16 protein-coding genes, 1 tRNA gene and 1 riboswitch are annotated in these 15,002 nt (G+C 42.0%); of the genes, 5 read left to right on the top strand and 12 right to left on the bottom strand.

What is annotated here, in order from left to right:
• The 3 genes from VM640_RS01125 to VM640_RS01115 all read right to left on the bottom strand — a co-directional run bounded on the left by VM640_RS01125 (window position 1) and on the right by VM640_RS01115 (window position 2,364).
• Window positions 1–75: transfer RNA gene (locus tag VM640_RS01125), tRNA-Thr, on the bottom strand.
• Window positions 76–367: 292 nt separating this feature from the next.
• On the bottom strand, window positions 368–1,081 hold the full coding sequence (locus VM640_RS01120) for an alpha/beta fold hydrolase (RefSeq protein ID WP_325389052.1): 714 nt from the start codon (window positions 1,079–1,081) through the stop codon (window positions 368–370).
• Between the two features lie 104 nt (window positions 1,082–1,185).
• Window positions 1,186–2,364 carry a thiolase family protein gene (locus VM640_RS01115; protein WP_325389050.1) on the bottom strand — a complete coding sequence of 393 codons (1,179 nt, stop codon included), beginning with the start codon at window positions 2,362–2,364 and terminating at the stop codon, window positions 1,186–1,188.
• A gap of 686 nt (window positions 2,365–3,050) precedes the next feature.
• Here VM640_RS01115 and VM640_RS01110 point away from each other — a divergent pair.
• Complete coding sequence (locus VM640_RS01110; protein ID WP_325389048.1) at window positions 3,051–3,743, top strand: response regulator transcription factor; 693 nt, start codon at window positions 3,051–3,053, stop codon at window positions 3,741–3,743.
• 1 nt (window position 3,744) lies between these two features.
• Window positions 3,745–5,124: a sensor histidine kinase gene (locus tag VM640_RS01105; protein WP_325389046.1), complete on the top strand. Its 1,380-nt coding sequence runs from the start codon at window positions 3,745–3,747 to the stop codon at window positions 5,122–5,124.
• A 21-nt stretch (window positions 5,125–5,145) separates the two neighbouring features.
• On the opposite strand, the gene VM640_RS01100 is transcribed toward VM640_RS01105, so the two are convergent.
• The 5 genes from VM640_RS01100 to VM640_RS01080 all read right to left on the bottom strand — a co-directional run bounded on the left by VM640_RS01100 (window position 5,146) and on the right by VM640_RS01080 (window position 9,110).
• Window positions 5,146–5,424 carry a metal-sensitive transcriptional regulator gene (locus tag VM640_RS01100; RefSeq protein ID WP_325389044.1) on the bottom strand — a complete coding sequence of 93 codons (279 nt, stop codon included), beginning with the start codon at window positions 5,422–5,424 and terminating at the stop codon, window positions 5,146–5,148.
• An 85-nt stretch (window positions 5,425–5,509) separates the two neighbouring features.
• Complete coding sequence (locus VM640_RS01095) at window positions 5,510–6,646, bottom strand: ABC transporter permease (protein ID WP_325389042.1); 1,137 nt, start codon at window positions 6,644–6,646, stop codon at window positions 5,510–5,512.
• A gap of 9 nt (window positions 6,647–6,655) precedes the next feature.
• Complete coding sequence (locus VM640_RS01090; protein ID WP_325389040.1) at window positions 6,656–7,819, bottom strand: ABC transporter permease; 1,164 nt, start codon at window positions 7,817–7,819, stop codon at window positions 6,656–6,658.
• A 17-nt stretch (window positions 7,820–7,836) separates the two neighbouring features.
• Window positions 7,837–8,511: an ABC transporter ATP-binding protein gene (locus tag VM640_RS01085; protein WP_325389038.1), complete on the bottom strand. Its 675-nt coding sequence runs from the start codon at window positions 8,509–8,511 to the stop codon at window positions 7,837–7,839.
• A gap of 2 nt (window positions 8,512–8,513) precedes the next feature.
• Window positions 8,514–9,110: a DUF2318 domain-containing protein gene (locus VM640_RS01080; RefSeq protein ID WP_325389037.1), complete on the bottom strand. Its 597-nt coding sequence runs from the start codon at window positions 9,108–9,110 to the stop codon at window positions 8,514–8,516.
• A 423-nt stretch (window positions 9,111–9,533) separates the two neighbouring features.
• Here VM640_RS01080 and VM640_RS01075 point away from each other — a divergent pair, with 423 nt between their 5' ends.
• The 3 genes from VM640_RS01075 to VM640_RS01065 are packed head-to-tail and all read left to right on the top strand — an operon-like array spanning window position 9,534 to window position 12,275.
• On the top strand, window positions 9,534–10,166 hold the full coding sequence (locus tag VM640_RS01075) for a methyltransferase family protein (protein WP_325389036.1): 633 nt from the start codon (window positions 9,534–9,536) through the stop codon (window positions 10,164–10,166).
• A gap of 21 nt (window positions 10,167–10,187) precedes the next feature.
• Window positions 10,188–10,880: a response regulator transcription factor gene (locus tag VM640_RS01070; RefSeq protein ID WP_325389034.1), complete on the top strand. Its 693-nt coding sequence runs from the start codon at window positions 10,188–10,190 to the stop codon at window positions 10,878–10,880.
• Window positions 10,881–12,275 carry a sensor histidine kinase gene (locus VM640_RS01065; RefSeq protein WP_325389032.1) on the top strand — a complete coding sequence of 465 codons (1,395 nt, stop codon included), beginning with the start codon at window positions 10,881–10,883 and terminating at the stop codon, window positions 12,273–12,275.
• An 83-nt stretch (window positions 12,276–12,358) separates the two neighbouring features.
• On the opposite strand, the gene VM640_RS01060 is transcribed toward VM640_RS01065, so the two are convergent.
• From VM640_RS01060 to VM640_RS01045, 4 genes are all read right to left on the bottom strand, one after another.
• Complete coding sequence (locus VM640_RS01060; RefSeq protein WP_325389030.1) at window positions 12,359–12,670, bottom strand: hypothetical protein; 312 nt, start codon at window positions 12,668–12,670, stop codon at window positions 12,359–12,361.
• Window positions 12,671–12,700: 30 nt separating this feature from the next.
• Entirely contained in the window at window positions 12,701–13,435 is a 735-nt protein-coding gene (locus tag VM640_RS01055; RefSeq protein WP_325389028.1) for a C40 family peptidase, read from the bottom strand.
• A 6-nt stretch (window positions 13,436–13,441) separates the two neighbouring features.
• A riboswitch (cyclic di-AMP (ydaO/yuaA leader) is annotated at window positions 13,442–13,579 on the bottom strand.
• A 74-nt stretch (window positions 13,580–13,653) separates the two neighbouring features.
• On the bottom strand, window positions 13,654–14,406 hold the full coding sequence (locus VM640_RS01050; RefSeq protein WP_325389026.1) for a cytochrome c biogenesis CcdA family protein: 753 nt from the start codon (window positions 14,404–14,406) through the stop codon (window positions 13,654–13,656).
• A 28-nt stretch (window positions 14,407–14,434) separates the two neighbouring features.
• Window positions 14,435–14,941 (bottom strand): hypothetical protein, encoded by a 507-nt coding sequence (locus VM640_RS01045; RefSeq protein WP_325389024.1) that lies wholly within the window; start codon window positions 14,939–14,941, stop codon window positions 14,435–14,437.
• Between the last annotated feature and the right edge of the window lie 61 nt (window positions 14,942–15,002).

Here is a 15,002-nt window from a genome sequence, read left to right as displayed (position 1 = left end):
TGGAGCCGATGGTCAGAGTCGAACTGACGACCTGCTCATTACGAGTGAGCTGCTCTACCACTGAGCCACATCGGCATTTGAGACGAATCTTATTCTACTGTATTTAATCTTGAAAGTCAACAGACCGATTAGGAATTACTCAATCGAGAATCGGATTTTTTCAGCTAGGTTCCAACAAACTTTCAGTAAACCTCAGATATATTTCAGATTCAAAGGATAGAATAACATCGTAGTTAACACGCAACTGGAAAGGAGAATTCGTATAAGTTGGACGGGTCGATAAAGGGAACCAGTAAAAGAAGCGTTCCAGAAATATACTTTCGAAACGCTTCTTTACTGGCTTAGGTCTTTTTAATTTAAGCGAATTTCAAACCTTAATTAAAAACTCCGCAATTGCCCTATTGACGTCCTCTGGGTTTTCTTGCATACTCATATGTCCTGCTTTGGAGATAATCTTTAGTTCAGAGTTTGGAAGAACTTCATGAAGAGTGGTTGAGTACTTAGGGGGGGTCATACGGTCATCCTCTCCACAAATTATACAAGCCCGAATATTGAGATCCTGCAGGTCTTTACTCCGATCAAAGGCATCACACGCTTGGAAATCAGCTAGGTAGACTTTGGTTGAAATACCCTTCATTTCCTCTAAGGCCTGCCTAAGAACCTCCGGCTCAGTCTTCTGGCGATAGAGGTAAGGAATGATCTCATAGGGTAAACTCCCCTGTCTCAGTTGCTCGAGAGTTTCTTTTTTTACCCGAAGACGCGCTCCTGTATCCATGAGGATCATTCCCCGGAGCCATTCGGGATGAGCTAGAGCACATTCCAAAACAATTCCACCACCCATCGAATGGCCCACGAGAATTACAGAATGGAGATTTTGGGTTTGAATGAAATCGGCGATAAAATGACTATTTTCATTGATATTACTTGCGGGACTTCCTTCCGAGTGAGCATGCCCAGGTAAGTCCAACGCTAATAAACGATAACCCTCAATCGGGGAAAGCTGGTTTAACCAAACTTCGCTTGAACCTCCGGCGCCATGAATAAATAGCACCACTTTATCCTCAAGCTTTCCACCTGCCATGGAGCTCTCACGATAAAAGATCTTCTTTCCTTGAACTTGACAGGTCTCAGTTTTGATATGAATCCCTTCTTTTCAAAATGTTCTTATCTGCCTTAGGTATTTTTTTAAAGAAGTTCAACCACAGTAGCAACGGCAGGTCCACCACCGGCACAAAGGGATGCACAGCCGTATCGCGCTCCGCGACGTCGCATTTCGTGCAGCAGACTAACAATTAAGCGTGCGCCAGAATTCCCGACGGGGTGCCCCAAGGAAATCCCAGAACCATTCGCATTTACTTTTTCCATACTTATTTTTAATTCGCGATTCACTGCCAGGAATTGGGCAGCAAACGCTTCATTCAGTTCCCAATAATCAATATCATCCAGACTTAATTGGGCGAACTTTAAAGCCCTCTTTACAGCAGGTACAACACCAATACCCATGATTTTGGGATCTACTGCCGCGGAAGCAGTAGAAAGAATTTTTGCTAAGGGCTTAATCCCAAGCTCAGCCGCCTTTTCCGCAGACATTAAGATTAATGCTGAACCTCCATCATTTAGGCTGGAAGCGTTCCCTGCGGTGACAGTTCCATTTTTCTTGAACGCAGGCTTAAGCTTTGCTAAAATCTCACGACTCGTTGCAGCGTTAGGGTGCTCATCTGTATCAATCATTACAATTCCCTTTTTGGTCTTGACTTCAACTGGCACGATTTCTTCAGTGAATCTTCCTGTTTTTATAGCCTGAAGTGCTCGTTGGTGGCTTAAGAACGCCAATTCGTCCTGTTCCTCACGAGAAATTCCATACTGCTCCGCTAAGTTCTCCGCTGTCATACCCATATGATAGTCATAGAACGCGTCAAACAAGCCATCATTCAGCATAGCATCAATGATTTCGCCATTCCCCATACGATAGCCGCTCCGGGCCTTCGGTAAAAGGTAGGGAATGTTTGACATGCTTTCCATACCGACTGCAGCGCCGATATCCACCTTGCCTAAGGCGATCTCCTGACTTAGAATTTCTGTGGCACGCATTGATGATGGACATAATTGATTAATCGTAACGGCAACCGTTTCCAAGGAACAACCTGCTTTGAGGGCAACCTGGCGTGCGGGGTTTCCTTTTAACCCTGCCTGAAAAACATTACCTGCTACCACTTCTTCAATCTGAAAAGCATCCAAGCCCGTTTTCTCCAGCGCTGCTTCTAAAGCAATCACCCCAAGTTCGATCGCCGAAACATCTTTTAAACTACCCAGATAATCTCCGATTGGTGTACGCTGAGCACTTACAATGACAACCTCTTGCATTATTATTTCTCCTCTCTAACTGTGGCATTTTGAGCTTTAATTTTTCTCGAATTCAAACTTTCCCATTCCCCAAATAACTGGCACTAACCTTCTGTTTAAGCAAAAGACTTCCATCGTCCCAGTGCCTAAAACACTAATTTTACTAAGACCACGAAATTCTCTCCATCTTCTCACATTCTTACTCCGATTAAAAACCGTTTCTCTGCGAATTTAGTCTTTATCCACCTCAATCCACCTAGAAGATATAAATATTTGTTGCAAGAATCGAACCAATATTCTGAAAAGCACCCATAATTTTTAAATTTGTGAGAAAGTGCCTGGGCACTAGGCATTTCCCCAGGTCGAACCTTTTGTTCAGCTTCGCAGAAAATAGTACATTGTGAAACCCTGTCTCCTATTAGAGACAGTTAATCTCATTTCTTTTTATAATTAACCCGCCGCCTCTTAGCACGATAGGCCTTGTGAATTTAACCAATTATGTTTACTTTTGGAGACAGCAAATTCTTTATTTAGCGACACATCTCGTCGCTATCGCGGTAAAAGAGAAACTAAACCGCATTCACGATCAGTAAATAGGGATTTATTGCTAAAGCCTTTTATTAAGATGTTATTAAGCATCAAAAATAAAGTATAATATATGTAAAAAGGTTGACCCGATAACGATCGTTAGAAGGAGTTTAATAACCATGCGTATTCTCTTAGTCGATGATGAAAAAAACATCTTGAAGGTTCTCAAAGCGTATCTTCAGCAAGAAGGGTATAGCGTTACGACAGCAACCAATGGACTTGTGGCATTAACTATTTTTAAAGAAAATAAATTTGACCTTGTCATCTTAGATTTGATGCTTCCAGGTCTTTCCGGAGAGGAGATATGTCAAGAAATCCGTAGGATTTCTCCGACCCCAATTATCATGCTAACGGCCAAGGACGAGGAAGACCAAAAAATCCAAGGGTTAACCCTTGGGGCAGATGATTATATTACAAAGCCCTTTAGTCCAAGAGAGGTTGTCGCACGCGTACGCACAGTATTACGTCGCGCAGGTTCTGAAAATTTTCCTTTCGCTGACGTCGTTTCTTATAACAATGGCTTGATGATCGATAATGTTAAACATGAGGTTCGTCTTAATAAGCAAATCATCTCACTTACAGCCACGGAATTCAAACTTTTAGGAGCACTTGCTCAATATCCAGAAAGGGTGTTTAGCCGTAGCCAACTTATCGAGATCGTACAAGGCTACGACTTTAATGGAGATGATCGAGTGATCGATGCCCATATTAAGAAATTACGCCAGAAAATCGAAAGCACTCCTGAAAAACCCAAAATCCTGCTTACTGTCTATGGCGTAGGGTATAAATTTAACCCGAATTTGGAGGCTTAGGATGCGTCGAAAATTATTCTTATCCACTTTTGCCGTCATATTAGTCACTTTAATCCTCAGTATGATCTCCGTAAATTTAGTCTTTAAGAGCCAATTTACGAATTACGTGACGAAAACTGCGGAATCCTCTCTTTCCCAATTACCCGAACAATTAAGCAGTATCTACAGCAATAGCGGGCATTGGGATGCAGCGAGTCTCAATGCGATGAGCCACTATCTACCGATGGGAACTCAAGTTACCCTTAAAGATCCTCAAGGACAAGTCATCACCACTTTAACCAACCCAATGGATGAAATGATGCAGAAAAGTATGATGGGAATGGGGATGAACTATTCCATAAGCGAGTGGAAAACCCAAACCTTAACTATCACCGGAGCACAAGGCGTCATCGCAACCGCTGAAATTCGCTATCCTTCAAACGCTCGAGTTCTTAATCCTGAGGATTTATCCTTCGTCACTGCCGTATATCGTTCTTTACTTGGAGCGGGAGTGCTCGCTTTGGTTATTGGTTTTCTACTCAGTCTCTGGACAAGCAATCAACTCGTTAAGCCACTTCAAAATCTAACTAAGGCCGTAAAAAGGGTTGGACTAGGGCACTTAGACGAGAAAGTCATGATTTCGAGTCAAGATGAAGTAGGCGAACTTGCCAAAGCTTTCAACTCCATGGCAGACGACCTCAAATCACAAGAAACGCTGCGTAAACAGTTTACTGCCGATATCGTCCACGAATTACGAACACCTCTGACTTCGCTCCGCAGTTACATCGAAGCCTTTCAGGACGGAATTCTCCCTCCAAATCAAGAGAACCTCTCTGCTTTAAGTGAAGAGATTGATCGGCTCGTCTCCTTATCCAGCGATCTCAAAGACTTAAACATTGCTGAAATCGGAAAGCTTCAACCTCAACTTCAACCTGTTAATCTTACTTCCGTATTAGAAAAAGTCATTCACAATCTTTCCCCTTTAATTCAAGAAAAGGACATCGAACTGACGGCACTTTTATCTCCAGAAAATGTTAGCATCATGGCGGATGAACGACTCCTCACGCGTTTATTTTATAATCTGATCCACAATGCCTATAAATACACGGGACAAGAGGGGAAAATCAAGATTGAACTTACAGTTCAGCCGAATTCGGTCGACATCAACATCAGTGACACAGGAATCGGAATTCCCGAGGCGGATCTTCCTTTCATTTTTGAACGCTTTTATCGTGCCGAAAAATCAAGGGCAAGAGAAACCGGGGGCACGGGAATAGGGCTTGCCTTAGTTAAACAAATTCTCCTTCTTCATCAAGGAACCATCGACGTTGAAAGTGTTGTCGGCAAAGGAACAACGTTTCTCGTCAACCTTCCTTTGGAAACGGAAACAGAGTCCCTTTGATAAACTAAACCATCCCTCAGCTCACTGGTTTAATTTCATCAATGTTTCAATCGCTTTATTCATAACTTCCTGCTGATTCTCCCCTTTTTCCAATGCTTCAATCAGACAGATATTCGTATAACGCTGAGCAATAACAACGGAGACCTTTTGAACCGCAGAACGAATCGCAAGCAGTTGATGCAGAACCTCATCACAATCCTTTCCTTCTTCAATCATCCGTTCAACAGCCGCTACATGGCCTCTAACAGTTTTAAGACGAATCAGTATTTTTTGCGTCTCTTCTGGATCGATATTATTCATATTCATTTATGTCCCTACTTTCTCCTAATCTCTTCTTAATCTTCTATGCCTTTATAGAACTCCACTTCGGATGCTCTTTCTCACATTACATTAAATGCAAAGCCTCTTGAGGATCGAGCTTGGTCACTCTCCACGCTGGATAGATCATAGCCATTAATCCAATGAGCATTGCCCCGAGAATGCAAAGGATACCTAATAAAGCAGAAGCATGTAGAGGCATCGTTTTCTGAAAAAGAAGGGGCCCCAAGGCAAAGGGTAAAAAGATACCTAAAAGATAGCCGAGCAAGCTTCCGATGAAACTTATAATTAAAGCTTCCTGTCCCAGTAAGCTTAGGACATGGGACTGTCGAAACCCGATCGCTCGAAAAATACCTAATTCCCTTGCCCTGTCGTTAACGTTTCCGGCTAATGCAGAAATAATCACAAAAGCGCCGATCACAACTAAGACTATCGAGATGGATACCGAAAAGTTCGTAAAACGTTCTACATTTTCTTGGGTGCTTTGAACTAGTTGCGAGACTTGGGCTATTTTGGCCTCCGGCAGTTCCTTGGTAATTGAAGGGAGGATCTTTTGGAGTTCAGCCACATTTAATTCAATCATGGACCAATCGTTTTGGATTCCAGTTAAATCCCTTGCCGTCTGAAAATCAGTAAATACCGCATTATCCTCAGATCCCCCAGTCTCATGCATTACTCCCACGACTTCCAAGCCCTGATTATCGATCCTCAGCAGATCACCGATTTTGAGACTGTTTTGAGTAGCAAGCGAGGACCCAACGACAACTTCTTTAGTCTTCGGAGCTTGACCTTCAATTTTCCACCAGGGCTTCATCTGAAGTTCTTGGGCAAAATCTACGCCGACAATAAGAAACGTTTGCTCAGTTTCCTTAGCACTACCGACTATCTTTGGAGCAACGACATCACCAGGAGCAATAACTTGCTGTAACTTCTCGATTATTCCTGCATCAAGATTTTTGACCTCATAATCAACTCCAGAAACAGCCAATCCCCCGTAGCTTAGAGCCAAATGTTCAGACTTAGGGGTGATGATGATATTAGCTCCATATTGACTCAGACTTTGTTGCAAATCCTGCTTCATATTCGAAGAAAGTATATTTAATGTCGTAATCGTTCCCACAACTAATAAAATGGTTAAAACGAGAAAAAGAGTTTTACCTTTACGTCGTCGCAAATTTTGTAGAGCAATCTGAGTTAGCGTCATAATTTCCTCCTAGAAATACCGGAGCGCCTCGATCGGATCAAGTTTTGCAGCTTTCCAAGCGGGATAAACACTGGCCAAAACACTAATCAATACTGCACCTAAGGTTGCATACACTCCTAGAATAGGCTGCCAGGGAAGGGTGATTGCCATCTTAGCAATCGTCGGTCCGTAGGCTACGGCTAAACCCATGCCTAGGAGATAACCGGCTAGTCCTCCAACAAAGCTGACCAAAGTAACCTCAAGAAAAATAGTTTGCAAAATGTGGCGTTTTCTAAAGCCAATGGCACCTAACACCCCAATATCTCGTGTTCGTTCACGGACTGAAGAGATCATGGAAATTGCCACAACTAAGGCACTCGTAATCAGTAAGATAATTGAAGTAGCAATGGAGAACATGCTGAACTTCTTAACCGTCTGATCTCTCGACTCGAGCGTTGCCCGCAAGGCAGTCACTTTCGTCCCAGGGAGCTTTTCTCTAAGTTGCTTCGTCATTTCCTCAATCGGACAGGTATAGCAAAAAGCGGCAGCTTCGATCATGCTCAAGGAATTGGGCTTATTCTCTATTCCCTGCAGCGTTTTGAGATCGATGAAAATGGCTTGATCGTCTTCGACTGAACCGGTCGGTTGGGTGATCCCTTTGATTAAAAACGACTGACCCTTAACGTCAACGCTTTTTCCTAGGGTAAGTCCTAGAATCCTAGCGACATCACTACCCACGACGATTTCATTCTTTTCGGGCAATTGCCCAAAATTTAAGCCTTCGATTTTCCACCATTTTTTAAGCCTGAGTTCTTTTTCAAAATCAACACCCACGAGCAAAACCTTTTGACCATTAATCTCCGCATCCGCTAAAAGTTTCGGTGAAATGGTCGCCAGATTCTCCTTGTTTTTAATGGTTTGCATCTGTTCGACCATAGACATATTCAGTTCCTCGGCTTGGCCTGTGACCCCAACAGTAATTCCACCAAAGGTTAAAGCTTCACCTGAATCGGGGAGAATTAATATGTTCGATCCATACTGATCGAGTTTATCGGCAACATCCTTTTCCATCGCCTGAGTGGTTATAAAAAGGAAGGTGCTGGACGCGATTCCGATGATAATACTGAACATCATTAAAAATGTCCTGGACTTGCGCCGTCGAAGGTTCTGAATACTAATATGTGTTAACCTCATCTTGTCCTCCTTCGACTTTAGGTTGCCGCGCAAAGTTGCCCGTCCCGAATCGATATGGAACGGGATACCCAAGCCAAGTTTTCTACATTATGAGTAACCATAATTATAGTTAAGCCATCTTTATTCAATGCTTGAAAAAGGTCCAATATTTCCTTGGCTGTCTTACTATCCAGACTACCCGTTGGCTCATCCGCGAAGATAAGTGCCGGTTCGTTAACAATTGCTCTCGCAATTGCAACTCTGTTTTGTTCCCCACCCGATAACTGGTTGGGTAAGCGCATAGATTTTTGACCAAGACCTACTTTTTCCAATACCGTCTGAGCCATTTCCCGTTGTTCCTTGTCAGAACGTTTACTAATCGCCAAGGGTAACATGACATTTTCCAAGGCAGTTAGGTAAGGGATAAGTTGATATTGCTGGAAGACGAAGCCAATGTATTCATGCCTGAAATCCGCTCTCCGCTCACTGTCCAGATCGTAGATGGAAATGCCATCGATTAATACTTGACCCGAGGTAGGCGGATTGAGCGCTCCGAGGATACTCAGAAGGGTGCTTTTGCCTGAACCAGAGGGACCAAGTAGCGCTAGGAATTGACCTTCCTCTATTTCCAAATTGATGTTTTTTAAAACTTCAACCAGCCCCTCGCCTCCGACATACGTTTTCGATACATTTTCAATCTTAATTAAACTCATGGCTAAACTCTTGGTTTCCAGGCATCGAGTTTGGCTTGGTCAATTTCTAAGTTATCTCCATTTTGAGTATATGGGAGTATTTCAGGTGGATACTGTTGACAGCCCCCACTTAGGCCTTTAAAGCTTTCTAGATCCCAGGTCGTCCCGCATACATTACAGATTATCTTATTCCCACTAATGTGGAAGCTTTCACCATTACAGGGTTCACATACACTCACCGCAACAACAACCTTGCCACTGGGCTCGGCAATCGCCGTTAACGGAACTCTTTTTCCATTCGCCTTATACTCTGTCCAGATAAACTTATTCTGTTTTAAATCGGTAAGTGAGGTCACTGAAACTTTTCCATTCTCAACTTTGCTGGCAACTTTGGTCTGTTGAAGTTTGTCATTTGCATTATAGGTAACCGCTTGCCCAATGCTGGCCGTCTCCTTTGACGCTACCCCTGAATTTTTATTACCGAAGAAATAGAAACCACCCACTGCTAAGACAACGACGGCAACCCCTGTAAATACAAAAAAAGGAACGTTATTCTTTTTCTTGGGTTGAGTAAACTTGTCACGTTTATTATTGTTTTTGTTAATTTGCCCTTTCACCATTGTCAACCTCCTAGAATTTAATTTGGTTAAAACTTGTAAAAAAAAACACAATGTAAAATTTGTAGGACTTGGCATCTTTAATATTAGCCACAAGATTGGAATATCTCATGAATTTTTTGTGAACTTCTTGTGAAAATTCCTGGTTATAACTATGAATTAAAGCGTCCTATTTTTTCTTGCAGTTCCTGAATCAACCTTGTGAAATCATATGATTTGAATTATCTTTTGTCCCCGAAAATCATAATAACTCGAGGAATTTCGAAGAAAGAAATCTTTATTCATAGGAAGTTCATAAGATTTTCACGAGTTATGCTTATATATAAGTTAGATTTTAAATAACAGAATAAATTTTATAAGCAATTTTTTGATTGTATGATATGAAATATCAGCTAAATAATAACGGAGAAAAGGTGAGGAATAAACATGTATGATTATGGTAATTGGAATGTCGTTCTGATAAACTCATTGATTTTCATTATCTTTGCTTTTAGTTTTGTCAGACCCAAAAATCTAACGGACTGGCGTGTTTTCGGAACCTTCTCCGCCTTTATCGTGGCCTTATTCACAGAAATGTACGGGTTTCCGCTTACAATTTACTTTCTTTCGGGATGGTTAAGTAAAATGTTCCCTCAATTAACATTGTTTTCCCATAATTCAGGTCACATTTGGTATGATCTGTTTGGATTAAGCGGAGACCCGCACAACAGTCCTATTCATGTTGCAAGCACCTGGCTAATAAACGGTGGACTATTCTTTTTAGCCGTAACCTGGATATTTTTGTATAAGGCACAACGCAAAGGAGTCGTTGCCAAGACAGGTCCATATTTTCTGATACGCCACCCTCAATATGCTGCTTTTATTGTTATCATGTTTGGTTTCTTATTACAATGGCCAACCTTATTAACAGTGATCATGTTCCCCATCTTAGTGGTAATGTATATTAAATTGGCAAAGATAGAAGAAAGCGAATCCATTAAAGCCTTTGGTGAAGAATACATAGCCTATGCTAATAAAACAGGACGTTTTATTCCAAGAGTATTTAGACAGAAGAAGTAAAAACGTTAGGGAGAAGAAAAAATGAAAATATTATTAGTCGATGATGAAAAAAAGATAACGACCGTCCTTAAGGCTTATTTACAACAAGAAGGGTATAGTGTTACGACCGCTGCCAATGGATTGATGGCTTTAGCTTTATTCAAAGAAAATTCATATGATTTAGTACTCCTTGATTTAATGCTACCTGGGCTTTCCGGTGAAGAGATTTGCCGGGAAATACGTAAAATTTCCGCTACCCCCGTCATAATGCTGACAGCAAAGGTTGAGGAAGAGGAACGAATTTTCGGACTGGGATTGGGGGCAGACGACTATATCACTAAACCATTTAGTCCAAGAGAAGTGGTAGCAAGGGTGCGGGCTGTCCTGCGTCGAACAAATACGGATCTCGGCCCCGTTGCCGATACTGTAACTTTTGATAATGGCGTTTCTATAAACACGATCCAGCATGAAGTCCGGTATAATGGAGAAGTAATTCCCTTAACTCCCATGGAATTTAGACTACTTTCCGTCATGGCTAAACATCCGGGACGAGTATACTCGCGTACTCAACTTGTAGGAATGGTTCAAGGTTATGATTTTCATGGTGACGAACGGATAGTTGACGCACATATTAAGAAAATCCGTCAAAAAATAGAGGAAATCCCCGCGGAGCCTAAAATTATCATTACGGTTTATGGGATAGGGTATAAGTTTAATCCAAATGCGGAGGCCTAAATGCGGAGAAAACTTTTTTTATCAACTTTAGCAATCGTACTCCTAACCCTAGCTTTAAGCATGTTTTCAGTGAATTTCGTGTATAAGAAGGAATTTGGTAATTATTTAACCCATACAACTGAAGCTGCCCTCGAACCGCTCCCCCAGCGTTTACTTTCAGCCTATAAAAATACATCCTGGGATCAGATTACGCTCGATAAAATTGGCGAATCACTTCCCTTGGGTACCCAGGTCACACTGCAGGATCCAAATGGCAATGTTATCGCTATACTCAAGAACTCCATGGACTCCATGCACGAGAATATGAGCGATACTCATCTAGAAAATGCTACAGTAGCAGACATGATGAACATGCCTTACTCGGTACAGGGTTGGAAAACCAGAACGATAACTATCGCCAAGGAGCAGAAAACACTGGCTACCGCTCTTCTTCGTTATCCCACTAGCGCAAGAATCCTTAACCCAGCGGATACTTCTTTTATGACCTCTGTTTTTTATTCTCTTATTATGGCTAGTGGATTAGCATTATTGATCGGGATCTTGCTTATCTACTTTACCAGCAAGCAGTTGGTTGCTCCGCTACAAAAGCTAACTCAAGCCGCTTTTCGCATTGGACAAGGTTACTTGGAAGAACGTGTATCCTCATCAACCAAAGACGAAGTAGGACAACTCGCCGAAGCCTTTAACACGATGGCTGATAATCTTAAGCACCAAGAAGAACTACGCAAGCAGTTTACAGCAGATATCGCCCATGAATTACGAACACCGCTAACTTCAATCCGCAGTTACATTGAAGCATTTCAAGATGGTGTCCTTCCGGCTAACTCCGAAAATTTCTCTGCCTTAAACGAAGAAATTGACCGTCTTGTCGGCCTCTCCAGTGACTTAAAAGATTTGAATATTGCCGAGATTGGAGTTCTCAGGGTGAACCCCCTTCCGGTGAATTTAAACGATATTATTGATAAGGTGACACACAATTTATATCCTCTTCTAAAGGAAAAAGAACTTAACTTATCCTGGGCTCCGCTACCCCAACCCACCAATATCTTAGGTGACGAGCGACTTTTGACCCGACTATTCTATAACTTAATCCACAATGCTTATAAGTTCACAGAATCTGGTGGAACAATACAGATTACGATGCAGGCTGGACAAGATAATATCGATGTCCAGGTTAGGGATACTGGCATTGGTATACCTGAAAATGATCTTCCCTACGTCTTTGAACGATTTTACCGAACCGATAAATCCAGGGCCCGTGAAACTGGTGGTAGTGGCATAGGCTTAGCCCTTGTCCGTCAAATTGTCCTCCTTCATAACGGCAAAATATCGATTGAAAGCACAGTAGGCCTAGGTACTACGTTTAAGGTAACATTGCCAAGGAAAAATGGCTAAACTAATATAAATTTTAAAAACAGGTTGGTATAAATAGCCAACCTGTTTTTATTCGATTTATAATCTGAAAAAGCCTTTCTGCCCTACTTTTCTGTTACATTTTCACTTTCCTTGAGTTCACGAGGATTATGCTCCGCTTGCTTATCTTTATTTCCCTTCATCATCATCGGCATCATGAACACCATCATTATAGGGCAAATAAACGGAACTATAGTTATCAAGAGATTCCTTACATTAGGAGATACATTAGTACTAATAACTGGTAAGAAAAGCAAAATTAAAAGGGGTGCACCACAGCATAGTATCATCATCAGCATGTGGGGCATATGGCCCTTATGCTTTTTCTCCTGTTGACTATTATTCTCGCTCTTATCCTCATTATCACAGCAATTCATCTTTTTACCCCTTCCGAAATTAGGATAGGATTACAAAATCCTGCGTGCTCCCACGTAACGACTGGACCAATAACTTTCAGATAGACTATGGATCGCGACTCCATCTCTGGCGGAGCCAATTGTACGTCCACCGCCAATATATATTCGTACATCAGATGCTCCAGAGTTATAAGTACTAAAAAACACGAGATCGCCTGGTTTAAGTTGATCTCTGCTCACGGGTGTTCCTACTTTATACTGTTCAAAGGAAGACCTGGGGAGGGAAACTCCTGAAGCCTTAAATACATACTGAACAAAACCTGAACAATCAAAGCCGGCTCTTGTCGTACCACCCCAGAGATAAGGGATTCCCTGTAAACTCGTAGCCCGCTTAATTAAATTATCCACTTCCGAACTCCCTCTGGATACCTGAGACGAAGCCTTTGGCTCGGTAGAACTACTTGCAACGGATACGTTTTTGGTGTCAGTCCTATTTATAACTTTGGAAGGACTTTCCTCTTCGATTTGGCTTGCTACCTGTGTTGGGTTACTTTTTTTTTCGGGTTCTTCACTTTGCAAACGATTCTCTGGGGTCTTCGTTTGCTCCGATATATTATCCTTAACAAACATTGAGGAAATCTGGGTTTCGCTACGATTTAAACTTTGGACACTCTCTTGCTGCTTAACGAAGGCTTGGGAGGGAACCGTTTGAACAGAAAGGCCTAATACCCATACCATTCCGGATAGAGTCAAAACACTAACCCATTTTGTTTGCGCTGTGCTCACTGATAGTAATCCACCTTTCTTGCTTACGAGGTTAGTTGACGAGTTCGGACTAGGTGTAAGCCCTACACGTAAAAGTACGTGATTCACCCCAAAAAATATCTCCCCCGCTCTGAGTTTCGGACTCAGATTCAGCATCTGTATACTCTTGTAAATCTTACTTTAGTGTACAACCTCAATATGAATTTAGAATGAATAAAACATGAATTTTCGATGAATTGCTACATGCCAAGTGGCAAACGTGGCAGGATTCGCGACAAATAGCCGGTTAAAACAGTTAATTGATTGGTATAAATCAGATAAGCCATATAAAGCATGAGCAAGCCGGCGAGGCGTTCAATAATGCGTTGTTTTTTACGGAGACGTTTAAGTACCTTGATCACCCGGTTAAATGCTAATCCTGTGAGGATATAAGGTATAGCCAACCCTAGGCTGAACATAAGCATAACGAGCATACCATTTGTCGTACTCCGTGTCGCCCCGGCGACAGCAATGATTGAATATAACGTTGGTGCGATACAGTGGGAGCAGGCAATTGAAAACAACAGACCAACCATGAAAGCTGACCAAGGACTACGCGTTGCCTTGGTCCTAAGTTTTTTAAAGAAGGCCGGTTCCCAGGCGATTTTAGCTAAGAAAGGTAAAGCAAATACGCCAAGCAATTTAAGGGCGAGTACGAGGATTACGGTTCCGCCAAGGATATTAAGGAAGCCCTGCCATTTTTCCAGAATTGCTCCTAATTCACCGGCTAAAGCTCCAGCGGCAACAAAAACCAAACTAAAACCAACAACGAAGGCTAACGTATTTTTAAAGACCCGTACACGGATCTCCTGATTCAGCTGGGCTTCTTTAAGTTCGGAAATCGTCTGACCGGTTATAAGCGAAAAATAAACACCGAGCATGGGGATGATACAGGGTGACACAAAAGAGAGAACCCCTGCCGCAAAAGCAATAATCAGTACCGTTGTGCTCACGCATTATCCTTCTTCCTTATAGCCTTTCTTAATAGACAAAGTTAAATTTCCTTTCTGGCGTATCACCCAACTTATTTACTTTTAGTGTAATTTTATCACCTGGTTGTAGCTTTGCTAGAGCTGGGGTTTCAATGCTAATCTCTGAGGACGCGTGGTGTCCGCCGCCCCCACGGTTCAGCACCTTGACTACTGCATTATTCTTTTTCCCTGCGATTTCTAGTTGAATGTTCTGAGCAAAGTCATAATCATCTAAATTCACACTGTGATTGTTAATCTCAATTTGAAATTTTTGGAGAGCTGATGAAGCCTGTTTCTCCCAGATAACTCCCACTTGAATCCCACCTTGATCGTCAATAACTGGCTGAGTTTTCTTCGAGGTATTCGTCGTATTCTCCACTGGAACCGATTGGGAACTGCTTTCCTGAGTAATGTTACTCGACTTGTCTGTTTGGTTAGCCCGAACGTTATCGAGTCCTTTCCATACGCCTAAAATTGCGACCAAAGCAAGGACAAGGACTATAACTTTAACCCTCATGTTATCCTTCTCCTTTCCCTTTTGGTTTAACTGAATATCTTCTTCTAAATTTTACTGAAAT

This window comes from Desulfitobacterium sp. (assembly GCF_035539115.1).
Taxonomy (GTDB): Bacteria; Bacillota; Desulfitobacteriia; order Desulfitobacteriales; family Desulfitobacteriaceae; genus Desulfitobacterium_A.
Note: the sequence above shows the minus strand (reverse complement) of the source record. Positions and strands in the feature narration are given on the sequence as shown.